At 54.7% G+C, this 1,204-nt stretch carries 1 protein-coding gene; it reads left to right on the forward strand.

The annotated features are described in order from the left end of the window. Positions 1-35: 35 nt before the first annotated feature. Positions 36-1,204 (forward strand): phage portal protein (locus tag V6D20_21460; GenBank protein ID HEY9818350.1); only part of this gene is annotated, 1,169 nt, incomplete at its 3' end.

A 1,204-nucleotide genomic window follows, 5' to 3' on the forward strand; every position in this document is an offset into this window, starting at 1 on the left:
AGCGCCAAGCCGAATGGAGCCTTAGCGGTGACAGGGTGAGGTCTGCTGATTATGCAAGGGAGGGCTACCAGAAAAACGTAGTCGCCTATCAGGCTATCAACAAGACCGCCGATGCTGTGGCCGCTATTCCATGGATTGTTCGCCGTGCCAATGGCGATGAGCTAACCGACCACCCTTTGCTTCGATTGATCCAGCGCCCAAACCCCATGCAATCAGGCTCAGAGTTTATGCGCTCGCTTGTGGGCTTCTATCGCATTAGCGGCAATGGTTACATGGAGCGGGTCATGGTTGGCAGTCAGCCGCGTGAGATTTACTCGCTTCGATCTGACCGCATGACCATCAAGCCGTCTAACACTGGCATGCCTGCCGGGTATCGCTATCAAGTGGGCTCTGAATTCGCCACATGGGAAGCCGACAACCGCACAGGGCTTAGCGATATTCGCCACCTAAAGGCGTTTAACCCCCTTGATGACTGGTATGGCATGAGCCCCTTGATGGCCGGTGCGTATGCAGTAGACCAGCATAACGAGTCTATGCAATGGATGCAGAGCCTATTGCAGAATGGTGCGGCTCCCTCTGGAGCAATGGAGCTTGCCGAAGGCTCGCTAACAGACGACCAGTTTAACCGGCTGAAGGCTGAGATTGATGAGAAGTATGCAGGCAGTCAGAACGCTGGGCGGCCCATGCTTCTTGAGGGTGGCTTGAAGTGGACGCAGATGGGACTGTCTCCGGTTGACGTTGCCATTATCGAAACCAAGTACAGCGCAGCGCGTGACGTATCCCTAGCTCTGGGGGTGCCTCCCTTGCTGCTAAACATTCCAGGCGATAGCACGTACAGCAATTACAAAGAGGCCCGCCTAGCTTTCTACGAAGAGACCGTCATTCCCCTCGTTCACTACATCCGCGACGAGCTTAACGCATGGCTGTCTCCTCTGTTCGATGGCGTAGAGCTAGATATTGACCTTGACAAGATCCCGGCGATTGCTGAGAAGCGGCTTGAGCTTTGGACAATGGCGGATAGCTCTACTGACCTGACCATTAACGAAAAGCGGGAAATCAAGGGCTATGATGCTATTGACGGCGGGGATGAAATCCTTGTTCAGTCTAGCATGATCCCGCTGAGCATGGCTGTGACACCTTTAGATCTCGGGATGTCCGAGCCTATGGATGACAACCCGCTGGCCCCAGGCGAAGAGCGCAACAG

Source organism: Candidatus Obscuribacterales bacterium (assembly GCA_036703605.1).
In the GTDB taxonomy this organism is placed as follows: domain Bacteria; phylum Cyanobacteriota; class Cyanobacteriia; order RECH01; family RECH01; genus RECH01.